Here is a 13,503-nt window from a genome sequence, read left to right as displayed (position 1 = left end):
ATCGGGGCCGTCCCCGTATAGGCCGTGACGGGGTTGTTGCCGGGCCGTGACCTCGGCGCGGCTGCGGCGGACCGTGGATACCATCGCGGAAGTGACCGACGAGCCCCTGACCCCCGCGACGCCCCGGCCGGTGAGCACCGCCCGGGTCCTCACCACCCTGATGGTCCCGATGTTCATGGCGCTGCTCGCGCTGTCGGTGATCAACGTGGCGCTGCCGGTGATCGGCACCGCCCTGGACTCGGACTCGCGCGGGCTGCAGTGGGTGGTGTCCGGGTACGCGCTGGCGTTCGGGCTGCTACTCGTGCCGTCGGGGCGGCTGGGCGACGCGACCGGACGCAAGCGCCTGTTCCTGGCGGGCGTGGCGGTGTTCGTGGGCGGTGCGGTGGTCGCCGGCTTCGCCCAGTCGATCGAGATGCTCAACCTGGCGCGCCTCATCCAGGGCGTGGGGTCGGGGATGCTCAACCCGCAGACGTTCGGCCTCATCCAGAAGTACTTCCGCGGCGCGGCCCGGGCGCGGGCGTTCGCCACCCTGGCCACCACGGTCTCCATCGCCACCGCGTCCGGGCCCCTGGTGGGCGGGGTACTCATCGAGGTCCTCGGCGACGACCTCGGCTGGCGCGCGATGTTCCTGGTCAACGTGCCGCTCGGTGTGCTCGCGATGGTGCTGGGGCAGCGGTGGTTGCCCGACGACCGCCGCCTGCCGCCCGGTGAGGCCGGACCCGACGTGGGCGGGTCCGCCGCCCGTGCCGGCGACATGGCGCGCCTGGCCGCCGAGCGGGATGGTGGACAGTACGACGGTGGTGAGTACGACGGTGGTGAGTACGACGACGACGAGGCCTCCCGCGCCTCGCGGATCACTGCTGCGGTGAACGCAGCCCTGCCGAAGCCGCATCCGCGGCCCCGGCGGGCACGGTTGGACCTCGACCCGGTCGGCATCGTCCTGCTCGGCGTGGCCGTGCTGTCCCTGATGCTCCCCTTCCTCACCCGCGGCGGGAACCCCGCCTACTGGGCGCTGGTGCCGGTCGGGCTGGGTGTCCTGGCCGCGTTCGCGTGGTGGGAGCGGCGGTACGAGCGCATCGGGCGACCGCCGCTGGTCAACCCGGACATCTTCCGCGACCCGGCGTTCCGCAACGGCATGATCATCGTGTCGATCTACTTCGTCGGCGGCACCAGCCTGTGGATCGTCATGCCGATGTACCTGCAGTTCCACCTGGGCTACGCGCCCATCGACTCGGCGTTCGTCAGCCTGCCCGCCTCGATCTGCGCGGCCATCTCGGCGCAGGTCGCCGGGCGGTTCGTCCTCCAGCTCGGGCGGCGGATGGTCATCGGCGGGTTCTGCCTCACCATCACCGCCCTGCTGACGTTCATCCTGCTCGCGGGCGTCGTGGAGTCCGGGGCGGTGAGCTACCTGATCTTCATGGTCCCCGCCACGCTGATGGGCACCGCGCAGGGCATGACCATCTCCCCCAACCAGACGCTCACCCTGCGCGCGGTGGACCCGGCCTACGGCGGGGTCGCCGGCAGCATCATCTCGCTGGGCCAGCGCATGGGCACCGCGGTGGGTACGGCGATGGTGCCGGGCGTGCTGTTCTGGATCGTCGAGACGCAGGACGACTGGCTGCTGGCGTTCCGGGTGGCGCTCGGACTCATCGCGACCCTCGCCGCGGGAGCGTTGGCGTTCAGCATCGTCGACCGCCGCCGCGAGGTGCGCTGTGGCTGACCCCGCCCCCGCGGGCCGCGCGGCCGGGATCGCCGCACCCTAGAGCGCTGCCGCGAGCTCCACGCCCTGCTTGATCGCCCGCTTGGCGTCCAGCTCGGCGGCCACATCCGCGCCACCGATCACGTGGACCCGGCCGCCCACACCGGCCCCCGGCCGATCGGCCCGGCCGACCAGATCGCGCACCGACTCCTGGCCCGCGCACACCACCACCGAGTCCACCCGCACCACCTGCGGACGGCCGTCCGAGTCGAGGATGTGCAGCCCGTCGTCGTCGATCTCCTGGTAGGTCACCCCGGTGTACTGCCGGACGCCGCCGGCCTCGAGCTCGGCGCGATGCACCCAGCCGGTGGTCTTGCCCAGTCCCCGCCCGATGCGGGAGGTCTTGCGCTGGAGCAGGTGCACCTCGTGGGCGGGCTCGGCGTGCACGGCCGTCCCGAGACCCGCCCGCTCGAACGCCGGGTCCGCGACGCCCCAGTGGCGCCGCCACGCCTCGACATCGGTGGAGTGACCGCTCGGTTCGCGGCCGTCGACGGCGATCCCGGGCCCGCCGGCCAGCAGGAACTGGGAGACGTCCACACCGATCCCGCCGGCGCCGATCACCGCGACCCGGCGACCGGGGGTACGTGCGCCGGTGAGCAGCTCGGGGTAGGTCATCACCATGGGGTGATCGGCGCCGGGGATCGCGATCTCGCGCGGCCGGACCCCGGTGGCGATCACCACGTGGTCGAACCCGGTGAGATCGTCCGGGCGGGCGCGGCGACCGGTGTGGACGGGCACGCCGAGGACGTCCAGGCGACGGCTGAAGTAGGCGATCGACGCCGCGAACTCCTCCTTGCCCGGGACGCGCATCGCGTAGCGGAACTGCCCGCCGATCTCGTCGGAGGCCTCGAACACCTCCACCGCGAGCCCGCGGGACGCGGCGGCCTCCGCGCACGCCAGCCCCGCGGGTCCCGCGCCGACCACCGCCACCCGGTGCCGCGTGGGCGCCACGGTGAGCAGCAGCTCCGTCTCGCGGCCCGCGCGCGGGTTGACCAGGCAGGAGGCGCGCTTGTTCGCGAAGGAGTGGTCGAGGCAGGCCTGGTTGCAGGCGATGCAGAGGTTGACCTCGTCGGACCGCCCCTCGGCGACCTTGGCCGCGAACGCCGGGTCGGCCAGTAGCGGCCGCGCCATGGACACCAGGTCCGCCTGCCCGCCGGCGAGTATCTGCTCGGCGGTGTCCGGGGTGTTGATGCGGTTGGAGGCGATCACCGGGACACCGACGGTCTGCTTGAGCCGGGCGGTGAGGTCGACGAACCCGGCCCGCGGCACGGAGGTGACGATGGTCGGGATGCGTGACTCGTGCCAGCCGATGCCGGTGTTGAACACGTCGACTCCGGCGGACTCCAGGCGCTGCGCGAGCTCGGCGGTCTCCTCCCACGACTGGCCGCCGTCGACCAGGTCGAGCAGGCTGATCCGGTACTGCAGCAGGAAGTCGGGGCCCACCTCGGCGCGGATGCGGCGCACGATCTCCTCGGGGAACCGCATCCGCCTGCTCGCGGTGCCGCCCCAGGCGTCGGTGCGGTCGTTGGTCCGGGCGGCGAGGAACTGGTTGATGAGGTATCCCTCGGAGCCCATGACCTCGATACCGTCGTACCCCGCGCGCGCCGCCAGGCGGGCGGCGCGGACCCAGTCGTCGATGGTCCGCTCGATGCCCCGGGAGCTCAGGGCGCGCGCCCTGAACATGCTGATCGGTGACGTGGTCGACGCGGCCGAGCGGACGAACGGGTGGTACCCGTAGCGGCCGGCGTGGAGGACCTGCAGGAGGATGTGCGCGCCCTCGGCGTGGACGGCGTCGGTGAGCCCGCGGTGCTTGTCGGCCATCCGGCGGGAGGCCATCAGCGAGCCCGCCGGCAGCAGCCATCCCTCCACATTGGGCGCGTACCCGCCCGTGACCATGAGGGCGGCGCCGCCGCGCGCCCGCTCGGTGAAGTAGGCGGTGAGCTCGGGCAGGTGCCTGGACCGGTCTTCCATCCCGGTGTGCATGGACCCCATGACGATGCGGTTGCGCAGGGTGAGGTTTCCGACGGTGATCGGGCTGAGGAGGTGAGCATGACTGTGGCCCATGGGGCTGATTCTGCCTGGTGGGAATGTGCGGGCTCGCCGGTAGAGGAATTTTCGCTCACCGGTCGACCTCGGACGATCAGGGCGTGCGGGCCGATCAGGGGCACGACCATCCGCCGACCGGGCGGCATCGTGACGCTTAATGGACGGTTGTCTCTGTGACGAGTCAGCAAAGAAGTCGTGTGACCTGCTGATTTCGGGACCGGCGACGCCCGGCGACCGGGGTTGATAATGCGGCGATCTCGAAGAACCGACCTTATCCTCAAGTTCGTGGCTTCCCTCGGCCACATGTTCTCCCGACGTCCCCCGACCCCTCAGGAATCCCCTCAATGCGAACCATCGTCAGGCGGCGCATCGGCGCCGTCGCCGCCGCTGCGGCCACCTTCCTCGCCCTGACCGCCCCCGTCACCGCCGCCCAGTCCCTCAGCTTCACCGTGGGCGCGCCCGCCCCCTGCGAGCAGGCGACCCCGGCCGAGGTCGACCAGGTGATCTCGGACATCCACGAGCACACCAACCGCGAGCGCGCCGCCGCCAAGGTGGCTCCCGTCGCGCGACTCGACAGCCTGGACCGGATCGCCCAGAACTGGAGCGAGCGGATGGCGGCCGAGGACCGGATGTACCACAACCCGGACATCAAGGCCCAGGTCACCGCGACCTACACAGGCCAGTGGCGCAGCTACGGCGAGAACGTGCTGCAGAACTGGTGCGGCGCCTCCGGCGAGGCGCTCGTCCAGCAGTGGATGAACTCCCTGCCGCATCGCCTCAACCTGCTCAACCCGGCACACACCCACCTCGGCGTGGGCCTGGAGGTCGCGGACAGCCGGAAGCTGTACTCCACCCAGAACTTCGTCCGACTGAGCTGACCCGCCCCGGCCTCCTCGGTCGCCGCACCCATCTCGACTCCCCCGTCCCCGGTTCACACCGGCGGCGGGGGCGTCGTCGTCGTCAGGCGTACCCCGCCGCACGAATCGCACCGATGTAACGCGTGTGACTAGAGTGACGACAGAGGTAGGAGTGAACCCGCTTGGACGCTGTCCCGGCGGACCCTGCTCCACACGCAGGCCCCGGCGCGAGCCGCGGCCCGAGGAAAGGACCATCGCGTGCGTCATCCCCTTCGTTCCGCCGTCGCCACCGGGGCGGCCGCCCTCCTACTCGCCTCCGGTACGGGTACGGCGTCGGCGCAGGGTTCCCTGGAGCTCGCCCTGCCGTTCTTCGCCGCGACCCCCGGTCTATCCTCGCTCGCCGCGGGGACCCCGGGAGCAGCACCCGCCCCGGTGACCGACCCGGCGGCTGCCGGCGCCTCCGAGCTGCTGCCGGAGGAGGTCAGGCTGATGGCGTTCGAGGGCAGCGTGGTGGCGGCGGTCAACGAGGCCCGCCTCGTGGTGGGCGCCGACCGGCTCGTCACCGACCACGAGCTCGAGGCCTCGGCCCGCGAGCGCGCGGCGGAGCTCGCCGCCGGCGACCCCACGACCGGGGAGGTGACCGTCCCCGCGGACGCCCGGGTGGGTGCCGACCCCGACGCCCCCGACGCGGACGCGGACGCGGACGCCGACCGTGCCGACCGTGCGGGCGACCGGACCGTGTTGGCACTGCCCGCCGGCGCCAGCCCGCAGCAGGCACTCGCGGCACTCCTCGGCGACACCGGCATGCGTGAGCGGATGCTGGACGGCGAGTTCGTCCGAGTCGGCGTGGGGGTGGCCACCGCCGAGGACGGCACCGTGCACGTGGTGCAGGATTTCGCTCGCGACTGACTCGCGGACGCTCGTCCAGCGGGGGTGGCCGACGCCGACTCCGTGGCTGGTCACCAGGGTCACGGGGTGGTTACGGCTGGCTTAACGCGGTGATCGGTTCCTACCGTTGCGCCCGGCGACCCGAACGTCGGGTCGCGGCATGCGAAAGGTAACGACTCTCGTGACCCGAGCCCTCCATCACCTGCGGCGCGGCCTGCTCCTGGTCGCTGCGGCCTCCACCACCCTCGCGCTGGGCGCGGCCCCGCAGGCGTCGGCACAGGCGCCGCAGATCCAGCTTCCCCAGATCCACCTGCCGGGCCTGACGATCGGCTTCGCCGACCCCGCCCCCGCCGGTGCGGTGCCCGCGATCGATCCCGCCTCCGCCGAGTACCGCGCGCAGCTCGAGGGCGCGACCAACGCGGCCCGCGCCGCGCACGGCCTCGCCCCGCTCGCCGTCGACGGCGGTCTCACCCAGGTGGCCACCAACTGGAGCGGCACCCAGGCCGCGCAGAACCGGATGTTCCACAACCCGGACGTCGGCGCGCAGATCCCCGGCGGATGGGGCCACTACGGCGAGAACGTCCTGCAGAACTACGCCCACGCCACCCCGCAGCAGCTGGTGGACCAGTGGATGGCATCGCCCGGCCACCGGGTGAACCTGCTCAACCCGGGCCACACGTCGATGGGCGTCGGTGCCGCGGTGGCCGCGGACGGCAAGCTCTACGCCACCCAGGTCTTCGCCCGGTACTGACACCGCCGCCCCCACCCCGGGGCGGACAGCGCCATCGACAAGAGCGTTCGGCACACGTCTACTCGCCAGACGTGGGCCGGACGCTCTTCTCGATGGGAGTCGTCAGGCCTGGCCGCCGGCGAGCAGCGCGTCGAGCCCCTCCCGGAAGCGCGGGTCGAACTCGACCGCCGGAGTGGCGGGGTCGGCGACCGTGAGGTTGTGGTGGGTCTGTTCCTCGAGGCTCAGGCCCACCACGTACCCGGTCAGGGCCGTGGTCAACCCCGGCGCCCGGCCCTGAAGCCCGTGGCGGGCGCACGTCGCCTTCACCACCTCAGCAACCGGGTTCACCGCACCCGCGGCCAGACCCAGTGCCACGATCTCGGCGCCGTCCGGCACACCCGTGACGGCCGCACGCAGGGCCTTGCCGACCGCGCGGAGCTCGTCGGCGGCCGACCTCCCGGCACCGACCGGACCCATGGTCGCGAGGATGCGCTCGGCGACAACCGTGAGCAGGGCCTGCTTGGACGGGACGTGCCAGTACAACGCACTCGGCTGGACCCCCAGTCGGGTCGCCAGCGTGCGCATCGACATACCGGGAAGCCCCGACTCGCGGAGCAGTTCCAGGGCGGTGTCGACGACCGCCGTCTTAGTCAGGGCCACGAGCGCTGATCCTACCTTTGCCACCACATCCTCCTGAACGCTGTACAAGTCCGGCGCGCTGGGCTAGCTTGAACGGCGTTCAGTGAACGGCGTTCAGGAGGAACCATGGCCATCACGACCCCCCGCTGGCACGAGCTCGCGGATCACGTACTCGACGGCGGAGTCGTCACCGCGGCGGACGCCCTCGCCGTACTCGACTCGCCGGACGCCGAGCTCATGGAGGTGGTCGCGGCCGCGTCCCGGCTGCGGTTCGAGCACTTCGGCAACAAGGTCAAGGTCAACTACCTGGTCAACCTCAAGAGCGGCCTGTGCCCGGAGGACTGCTTCTACTGCTCGCAGCGGCTCAATTCCACCGCCGGCATCCTGCGCTACACCTGGCTGAACACCGACGAGGCCGTCACCGCGGCCAAAGCGGGCATCGCGGCCGGCGCCTCGCGCGTGTGCCTGGTCGCCAGCGGCACCGGCCCCAGCAACCGCGAGGTCGGCAAGGTCTCCGACATCATCGAGGCCATCAAGTCCGACACCCCGGGCGTCGAGGTGTGCGCCTGCCTGGGCGCACTGAAGGACGGCCAGGCCGAGAAGCTGTGCGCGAGCGGCGCCGACGCCTACAACCACAACCTCAACACGGCCGAGAGTCACTACGAGGACATCTGCACCACCCACACCTACGCCGACCGTGAGCACACGGTCGCCCAGGCGCACGGCGCCGGGCTCTCGGCGTGCTCGGGCTTCATCGCCGGCATGGGCGAGACGCACGACCAGCTCGTCGAGCTCGCCTTCGATCTGCGGGCCAAGGGCGTCGACTCGATCCCGGTCAACTTCCTGCTGCCGTTCGACGGCACCCCGCTCGAGGGCGTGGACACCCTCAACCCGCGCGACTGCCTGCGCATCCTCGCGATGGTCCGCTTCGTCGCCCCCGACACGGAGATCCGCGTGGCCGCCGGCCGGGAGCGCCACCTCGGCCACCTGCAGGGGATCGCCCTGTACGTCGCCAACTCGCTGTTCCTGGGCGACTACCTCACCAGCGAGGGCCAGCCCGGCGGCGAGGACCTGCAGATGATCGCCGACGCCGGGCTCGAGGTCCTCCAGATGGACCATCCGGCCGGGGTCGACGGGGACGAGGCCGCCGAGGCCTCCCCCGCCGCCGGCCCGGCCGCGCCTGCCACCGTCGCCGGGCGGGAGAAGAAGGTGGCCATCCGCACCCGCGGGGCCGGCACCAGCGAGCCCGCGAACGCCTGACATGTCCGCCTCGGTTCACTCTCCCGGTGTCGAGGACCTCGTCGCCGCCACCCCCGTCGGCCTCACCGCCACCCCGACCCCGCCTGACGCCGCCGCGATGCTCGCCGCCGACGCCGGGCAGGCCGCCACCGCCGCACTGTTGGCCGCCGACGCCGAGCACGTCTGGCACCCCTACGGCGGGTTCCCGGCGAGCACGCCGCCGCTGCCGGTCGTCGCCGCCGAGGGCGTCCGGCTGCGGCTGGCGGACGGGCGCGAGCTCATCGACGGCATGAGCTCGTGGTGGGCGGCGATCCACGGCTACCGGCACCCGCACCTCGACGCCGCCGCGCACCGTCAGGTCGACACGATGAGCCACGTGATGTTCGGCGGGCTCACGCACGCCCCGGCCGTCGAGCTGGCGAGCCGGCTCGCGCGGATGGCGCCGGGCGAGCTGAACAAGGTGTTCATCGCCGACTCGGGCTCTGTGTCCGTAGAGGTGGCTGCGAAGATGGCCATCCAGTACCAGCGCTCGCTCGGTCGTCCCGAGCGCACGCGGTTGGCCACGTGGCGCGGCGGCTACCACGGTGACACGCTTTCCCCGATGAGTGTGTGCGACCCCGACGGCGGCATGCACTCGATGTGGCGCGGCGTGGTGGCCGAGCAGGTGTTCGCGCCGCAGCCGCCCGCCGACTACTGCGCTGACTACGTCGCCGAGCTCGAGCGGGTGATCCGCGGGCACTCGGGCGAGCTGGCAGGGATCATCGTGGAGCCGGTGGTCCAGGGCGCGGGCGGGATGCGCTTCCACCATCCCGACTACCTGCGTGACCTGCGCCGGCTGGCCGACGAGACGGGCACGCTGCTCATCTTTGACGAGATCGCCACCGGCTTCGGCCGCACGGGCGAGCTGTGGGCGGCCGACCACGCGGGCGTCGCCCCGGACGTGATGTGCGTGGGCAAGGCCCTGACCGGCGGGTATCTCACACTCGCCGCGACCCTCACCACCGACCGGGTGGCCGAGGTCATCAGCGCCGGCGAGGCGGGGGGCCTGGCGCACGGGCCGACCTTCATGGGCAATCCGTTGGCGTGCGCGGTGGCGTGCGCGTCGTTGGATCTGGTGGCCGGCGGCGGGTGGCGGCGCGATGTGCCGCGCATCGAGGCGCGCCTGCGCCACGGGCTGGCGTCCGCGCTCGACGTACCCGGCGTGGTGGACGTGCGGGTACTGGGGGCGATCGGGGTGATCCAGGTGGCCGAGCCGGTGGAGATGACGACGACGACAACAGCGATCACCTCCCACGGCGTGTGGCTACGCCCCTTCCGGGATCTCATCTACACGATGCCGCCCTATGCCTCTACAGATGACGAGATCGACCGGATCTGTGCGGCGGCGGTGTCCGGAGCGAGAGCAGCAGCCGGGGCTGCGGCGGCGGGGGCGGGGGCGGGCCGATGACCGGGCGCAACTCCCCCGCGTTGGACTGGCTCGACGACGCCGCCGCCGACCGGACCGCCCGCCACGTCCGGCGGGTGCTGTCCCCGCGCGCGGCTGATGACGGCGTGATCGACCTCGCGTCCAACGACTACCTGGGCCTGGGCCGGCACCCCGAGGTCGTGGACGCGGCCGTGTCCGCGACGCGCCGCTGGGGTGCGGGCGCGACGGGATCGAGGCTGGTCACGGGCACTACCCAGGATCATCAGGCGTTGGAGGCCGAGCTCGCCGAGTTCTGCCACACGCCCGCTGCGCTCGTGTTCTCGTCCGGGTACACCGCCAACCTCGGGGCCGTGGTGGCGCTGTCCGGGCGGGGATCGCTCATCGTCTCCGACGGCGGCTCCCACGCCTCACTCGTGGACGCGTGCCGCCTGTCGAGGGCCCGAGTCGTCGTCGTCGACCGGGGTGACGTCGCCGCCGTGGCCCGGGCTTTGGCCGGGCGCACCGAGGAGCGCGCGCTGGTCGTCACCGACTCGGTGTACAGCGCCGACGGCGAGTTGGCTCCCCTGCTCGCGCTGCACGGGGCGAGCCGCGCGCACGGCGCCGTCCTGCTGGTCGACGAGGCCCACGGCCTCGGCGTGCGCGGCTACGGCGGCCGGGGACTCGTGCAGGAGCTGGGGCTCAGCGGGCACGAGGACGTGGTGGTCACGGCGACCCTGTCCAAGGCACTCGGGTCGCAGGGCGGGGTGGTGCTGACCTCGGAGCGGGTGCGCGAGCACCTCATCAGCAGTGCCCGCACCTTCATCTTTGACACCGGACTCGCCCCTTCCGCGGTGGGCGCGGCCCGCGCTGCGCTCGGCGTCCTGCGGCGCGACCCCGAGCTCGCCTCGCGCGTCGTGGAGGTCGCCGAGCACCTCGCCGCGGTGACCGGCGCCGAGCAGCCGCGGTCGGCGGTGGTGTCGGTGGTTCTGGGCGATCCCGCCCGCGCGGTCTCCGCGGCCTCGCGGTGCCTCGAGCTGGGCGTCCGCGTGGGGTGCTTCCGGCCGCCGTCGGTTCCCGAGGGCACCGCGCGGTTGCGCCTCACCGCCCGGGCGGACCTCTCCGACGCCGACCTGGCCCGCGCCTGCGACGTGCTCGCGCAGGTGTTGGCCGAGCACGGGCACCCGGTTGGCGCGGCCGCGCGGCTCGAGGGGGCCCGCGCATGACCACCTCGTCCGGCTCCGCGTCCCCGCCCGCCTCGCCCGACGCCGCGATCCCGCCCGCCCCGGCGCCGGTCATCATCACCGGTACCGGCACCGACGTGGGCAAGACCGTCGCCACCGCCGCGCTGGCCGCCCTCGGCCGGTCGGAGGACCTGGACGTGGGGATCTGCAAGCCGATCCAGACGGGGCTGGGCCCGGGCGAACCGGGCGACGCCCACGAGGCCGCGCGCCTGTCCGGGGTGCGGCGGGTGATGGAGGTCCGTCGGCTGCCCGATCCGCTGGCGCCCGAGACCGCCGCCCGCGTCGCCGGCCTGCCGCAGTCCACTCTTCCCGAGTTGATCGATCCGATCCGCGCGTGGCTCCGCGCCAGTGGTGGGTCGGCGCCCGACTCCGCGCCCGACTCCGCGGGGACCTCCGGACCTGCACGGGGGCGCCTGGATCTGGTCGAGGGCGCCGGCGGGGTGCTCGTCCGGCTCGGTACCGGCCTCACCGTCCTCGACCTCGCCCGGTCACTCGACGCCCCGGTCATCGTGGTCGCGAGGGCCGGACTGGGCACGCTGTCGGACACCGAGCTCACGGTCCGCGCGATCGAGGCGGCGGGTCTGCGGTGCGCGGGGATCGTCATCGGGTCCTGGCCGGCCGACCCGGACCTCGCCGAGCGGTGCAACCTCGAGGATCTACCCCGCCTGACCGGGGTTCCGGTGCTCGGCCGGGTGCCCGCGGGTGCCGGGGCGCTGTCGCCGGACGAGTTCGGGCGGCGCGCACCGGGGTGGTTCGAGTCGGGGCCGGTGACCGCCCTCCGGCGGGACGCCCCCAGCGCGGAGGTCACTCCTGCGGCCGGTACCTGACGGAGGCGGTGGTACTGGCGGAGGCGGGGCTGGCGGAGGCGTCGGGGATCGGGGTGACGAGGACGGCGGCAGCAACGACGCCGTCGACCATCAACCACAGCTCGAGCAGGTCCCCCGCGCGTCGGCGGCGGACGGTCATCGTCGCCCCCGGTGTCACGGGGCGGAGGTACTCGATGACGACCCGGTGACGGCGCTGCAGCAGGTCAGCGTGCTGCTGGAGCTCGTCTTCGACCACCGCCAGATACGCGGCGTTGTTGACATGCTGCAGCGGGTCGAAGTCGGTGCTGCGCAGGAGGTGCGGCCTGTCCTGCGGCTCGCCGGGCCGCTCAGGTGGGCAGTCCTGCGTCAGGCCGGCCCACCGGAGGCGGTGGATGTCGGTGGTGCCGGCCAGGCTGGCCATGCCGGAGTCGCTGATCCGGGCGGGCAACCCGGCCGCGGTGACGTTGATCCAGAACGCCTCGGTCTCCACCAGCCCGCCTCGGGGAGTCGGGGGGCCGGGTGCCGCGGTGCCGGGTGCTGGCATGCCGTCGGGGTCCCCAGGGTCCTCGGAGTCCTCGACGGTCAGCCGCACGCGCATGTTCGCCCACCGGCTGGACAGGCCGGAGCACCACCGCTGGAGTCCGACGGTGGCCGGCCACGAGATCGGTTCGATCACGTCGATCACGGTTCGGCGCACGATCCAGAACGGGTCGGTCCGGGCATGACCGGTGGCGTCGAGGTTGTCCACGGCGATGTCCTGGAGGTAGCGGGCGACGCTGTCCAGCCGGAGCCTGCGCTGGGGATCGACATCGCCCGTTCGTACCCGACGGCGAGTGGAGAATCCCGCCTCCGGCGAGGGCGGCGGTTCAAGGGCGCGCATCGACGCACCGCGACCGAGATCGTCCATTAGAGGGACCCCTTCCACACCGTCGAAAACCACAGCTCGCCGGCCACCGGGCACACAGGGCGGCGGACCGCTGTGCGGGTGAGCTCGGGCGGTGGTGGGAGCACAGTACCGATCAACGGGCCGTGGCGGGAGCGATCGCTCGCGCCGATCCGGGCTCGTCCGATCCGAGTGTTCTCAGTGAACCTCCCTAGGCTGGTCGGCGTGACGTCTGACAACACCGGCCCAGAAGTCGAGCCGGTGGCCGACCGGGGGACCGACCGGGACAAGAACCTCGTCGGCCGGAGCCTGGCGCGCAGATCGCTGTCGGCTCTCGCGGTGGCCGGGATCGCCTTCTTCGTCCCACTCCTGTTCTTCGTCCTGCTCGCGGAGGATGTGGCCGAGCAGGAGATCTTCCCCTTCGACCGACCGGTGATGCTGTGGCTCCACTCGGTGTCGACCCCCCGGCTCACGGCGGTAATGGAGGCGGTGACGCAGCTCGGGGGGATCGTCGTTGTCCCGGTGGCGGCGACCGGAGCGGCGGTGGCGCTATGGTTCCGCGGCTCCCGGCGGAACGCCACGCTGCTGGCGGCGGCGGTCGTCGGATCGACACTTCTCAACACCGCGCTTAAATCGGTCTTCCAGCGGTCCCGCCCCGATTTCTGGGAACACCTCGTCACGGAGAACTCCCACTCGTTCCCGAGCGGCCATGCGATGGCCAGCATGGCGCTCGCGGCGGTGCTGGTGGTCCTGGTCTGGCAAACGCGGTGGAGGTGGAGGGCCGTGGTCGCGGGGGCGGTGTACGTGCTCGCCGTCGGGGTCTCGCGGATGTACCTGGGAGTCCACTACCCGAGCGACGTGATCGCTGGCTGGTGCGTATCGGTGCTGTGGGTCGCGGTGGTCATCGTGGTCCTGGATCGCATCGAGGCGTGGCACCACCGGCGGGGCGGCACCGACCGGCTCGCCCGAACACGCCGTCGGGAGCGCTGAGTCCCGGCCCCCCATCACCG

12 protein-coding genes are annotated in these 13,503 nt (G+C 72.6%); 9 read left to right on the top strand and 3 right to left on the bottom strand.

Going from position 1 to position 13,503, the window contains the following annotated elements:
- Positions 1–91 precede the first annotated feature (91 nt).
- The gene (locus tag AC3DE3_RS11110; RefSeq protein WP_488370000.1) at positions 92–1,720 is read left to right on the top strand and encodes an MFS transporter; all 1,629 of its coding nucleotides are present in this window, start codon (positions 92–94) and stop codon (positions 1,718–1,720) included.
- A 39-nt stretch (positions 1,721–1,759) separates the two neighbouring features.
- Here the strand turns inward: AC3DE3_RS11110 and AC3DE3_RS11105 are convergent, their stop codons facing one another.
- Positions 1,760–3,823, bottom strand: coding sequence for an oxidoreductase (locus AC3DE3_RS11105; protein ID WP_488369999.1), 2,064 nt, complete (start codon positions 3,821–3,823; stop codon positions 1,760–1,762).
- Between the two features lie 326 nt (positions 3,824–4,149).
- Between AC3DE3_RS11105 and AC3DE3_RS11100 the strand changes: the two genes are divergently transcribed.
- The 3 genes from AC3DE3_RS11100 to AC3DE3_RS11090 all read left to right on the top strand — a co-directional run bounded on the left by AC3DE3_RS11100 (position 4,150) and on the right by AC3DE3_RS11090 (position 6,301).
- Positions 4,150–4,683, top strand: a complete 534-nt coding sequence (locus tag AC3DE3_RS11100; protein ID WP_260486526.1) for a CAP domain-containing protein — start codon at positions 4,150–4,152, stop codon at positions 4,681–4,683.
- Positions 4,684–4,920: 237 nt separating this feature from the next.
- Positions 4,921–5,571: a CAP domain-containing protein gene (locus tag AC3DE3_RS11095; protein ID WP_488369998.1), complete on the top strand. Its 651-nt coding sequence runs from the start codon at positions 4,921–4,923 to the stop codon at positions 5,569–5,571.
- A gap of 160 nt (positions 5,572–5,731) precedes the next feature.
- A complete protein-coding gene (locus AC3DE3_RS11090) occupies positions 5,732–6,301 on the top strand; it encodes a CAP domain-containing protein (protein WP_488369997.1) in 570 nt (189 codons plus the stop codon).
- A gap of 102 nt (positions 6,302–6,403) precedes the next feature.
- Here the strand turns inward: AC3DE3_RS11090 and AC3DE3_RS11085 are convergent, their stop codons facing one another.
- The gene (locus AC3DE3_RS11085; RefSeq protein ID WP_488369996.1) at positions 6,404–6,940 is read right to left on the bottom strand and encodes a TetR family transcriptional regulator; all 537 of its coding nucleotides are present in this window, start codon (positions 6,938–6,940) and stop codon (positions 6,404–6,406) included.
- A gap of 105 nt (positions 6,941–7,045) precedes the next feature.
- Here AC3DE3_RS11085 and bioB point away from each other — a divergent pair, with 105 nt between their 5' ends.
- The 4 genes from bioB (at position 7,046) to bioD (ending at position 11,631) form a co-directional block, all read left to right on the top strand.
- Positions 7,046–8,179 carry a biotin synthase BioB gene (gene bioB / locus AC3DE3_RS11080; RefSeq protein WP_260486522.1) on the top strand — a complete coding sequence of 378 codons (1,134 nt, stop codon included), beginning with the start codon at positions 7,046–7,048 and terminating at the stop codon, positions 8,177–8,179.
- A gap of 97 nt (positions 8,180–8,276) precedes the next feature.
- Complete coding sequence (locus AC3DE3_RS11075) at positions 8,277–9,605, top strand: adenosylmethionine--8-amino-7-oxononanoate transaminase (RefSeq protein ID WP_488370045.1); 1,329 nt, start codon at positions 8,277–8,279, stop codon at positions 9,603–9,605.
- Complete coding sequence (locus AC3DE3_RS11070) at positions 9,602–10,786, top strand: 8-amino-7-oxononanoate synthase (protein WP_260486521.1); 1,185 nt, start codon at positions 9,602–9,604, stop codon at positions 10,784–10,786. The genes AC3DE3_RS11075 and AC3DE3_RS11070 overlap by 4 nt, the downstream gene beginning before the upstream one ends.
- Positions 10,783–11,631, top strand: coding sequence for an ATP-dependent dethiobiotin synthetase BioD (gene bioD, locus AC3DE3_RS11065; RefSeq protein ID WP_488369995.1), 849 nt, complete (start codon positions 10,783–10,785; stop codon positions 11,629–11,631). Before AC3DE3_RS11070 ends, bioD begins: the two co-directional genes overlap by 4 nt.
- Here the strand turns inward: bioD and AC3DE3_RS11060 are convergent.
- A complete protein-coding gene (locus AC3DE3_RS11060; RefSeq protein WP_488369993.1) occupies positions 11,609–12,517 on the bottom strand; it encodes an acyl-[acyl-carrier-protein] thioesterase in 909 nt (302 codons plus the stop codon). The genes bioD and AC3DE3_RS11060 overlap by 23 nt on opposite strands.
- A 201-nt stretch (positions 12,518–12,718) precedes the next feature.
- Between AC3DE3_RS11060 and AC3DE3_RS11055 the strand changes: the two genes are divergently transcribed.
- Positions 12,719–13,483 carry a phosphatase PAP2 family protein gene (locus AC3DE3_RS11055; RefSeq protein WP_488369992.1) on the top strand — a complete coding sequence of 255 codons (765 nt, stop codon included), beginning with the start codon at positions 12,719–12,721 and terminating at the stop codon, positions 13,481–13,483.
- The last annotated feature ends 20 nt before the right edge of the window (positions 13,484–13,503 follow it).

Source organism: Dietzia sp. IBK-p2-16D, assembly GCF_057773085.1.
The sequence above is the reverse complement of the archived record's forward strand: the minus strand, read 5'-3'. Positions and strand labels throughout refer to the sequence as shown.